This window comes from Agromyces sp. P1_H4 (assembly GCF_056405255.1).
Window position 1 is genome coordinate 1 of sequence record NZ_JBFUCL010000510.1, and the last position, 1704, is coordinate 1704.

The window sequence follows — 1704 nt, forward strand, 5'->3', positions numbered from 1 at the left end:
GCGTGAGGGGCTGCTCGAGGCGCACCAGCGCCCACTCACGGGTCGCTGCGAACACCGCGCCGAGCGGCTCGGGCACGCTGCGCGGCACGTACTGCGCCTGGCCGCCGCTGCGATACGGCGCCGCGACGAGCCGCCGCGCGACGTGGTTCGACAGGGCCACGCCGTGGTCGCGTCGCACGAGGTGCAGGCACAGGTCGAGGCCCGATGCCGCGCCCGCCGAGGTGAGCACGCGCCCCTCGTCGACGAAGAGCACGTTCTCGTCGACGTGCACGAGCGGATGCCGCGCCGCGAGCGCCTTCGTGTAGTGCCAGTGCGTCGTGGCCCGGCGTCCGTCGAGGAGCCCGGTCGCGGCGAGCGCGAACGCGCCGGTCGAGATCGCGGCGAGCCGGGCACCCCGTTCGTGCGCGCCGCGGAGCGCATCGATGACCGAGCCGGGCGGGTCCTCGCGGTCGGGGTGCCGGTAGCCCGGGATGAAGACCGTCTCCGCCCACTCGAGCGCCTCGAGTCCGTCGGCCACATGGTACGAGAGGCCGTCGCCGCCGGTCACGAGTCCCGGTGCAGCGCCGCACGCGCGCACCTCGTACGGCATGCTCTGCCGGGTCGTGAACACCTGTGCGGGGATGCCGACGTCGAGGGGCTTGGCGCCCTCGAGCACGAGCACGGCGACCCGGTGATGCCTGCGCGTCATCCGGCCAGAATGGCACGCTGCGCAAGCATCCCGCCAGCCCGTGGGCAGGGCGAGCGGGCGTGCCGCCGGTCCTTGCCGAGGTCGGGCGTCGGGCGCACAATGGCCACATGCCGACAGGTGGCCCGGCGCAGGTCGCCGACTGGACCTCCACGTACGACGAGCTGAGCGCCCGTCGCGACGCGCTGACTGCCGCCGAGCTCGACGAACTGGGGCTCGCCGCCTGGTTCATCGGCCGTGACGGCGAGTGCGAACGCGCGTGGGACGCCGCGCAGCAGGCGTATGCCGACGCCGGTCAGACGGATGCCGCGATGCGGTGCGTGTTCTGGCTGGGCTTCACGCTCGCCGACCGCGGCGAGGGCGTGCGCGCCATGGCGTGGATGTCGCGCCTCGCCGAGCTCGGCGGCATGGGCGACCCCTCGCCGCTCGGCGACGCCGTGCTCGCGCTCGCGCAGGGTTCGGCCGCCTACGCGCAGGGTCGGATCGAGGAGTCCGTCGGCCTCTGCGAGCGGGCCGCGGCGTCGGCCCGGGCTGCGGGCGACCTCGACGTCGAGGTGCTGGCCACCATGTCGCTGGCGCGGTCGCTCGTCTTCAGCGGACGAGTCGTCGACGGCTTCGCCACCATGGACCGGGTCATGCTCGCCGTCTCGTCGGGGCGCGTCGGCGATCGCGCGGCCGGCCCGGCGTACTGCGGCGTCATCGCCAGCTGCATCGACCGCTGGGACATCGACCGGGCACGGGTGTGGACCCGCGACTTGAGCGAGTGGTGCGACGCGCAGCGCGGCCTGGAGCTGTTCCGCGGCGAATGCTCGGTGCACCGGGCGACCGTGCTGCAGTTGCTCGGCGAGTGGGACGAGGCCGCCGCCACCCTCGCCGTCGTGTGCGAGCGCGAACGCCGCGCGCTCACCCTCGAGAACGCCTACTACGGCGTCGGTGAGCTGCACCGGCTGGCCGGCCGGCGCGCCGAGGCCGAGGCTGCGTACCGGCGCGCCGCCGAGCTGGGCCGCGAGGTGCAGCCG

General features: G+C 74.7%; 1 protein-coding gene and 1 pseudogene. One reads left to right on the plus strand and one right to left on the minus strand.

Going from position 1 to position 1704, the window contains the following annotated elements; all coding sequences use genetic code 11:
• Positions 1-688: GlxA family transcriptional regulator (locus tag AC1DY2_RS19475; protein WP_476763912.1), on the minus strand; the 688-nt coding region annotated here is incomplete at its 3' end.
• 107 nt (positions 689-795) lie between these two features.
• Between AC1DY2_RS19475 and AC1DY2_RS19480 the strand changes: the two are divergent.
• Positions 796-1704 (plus strand): annotated as a pseudogene (locus AC1DY2_RS19480) (hypothetical protein); the annotation flags it as partial.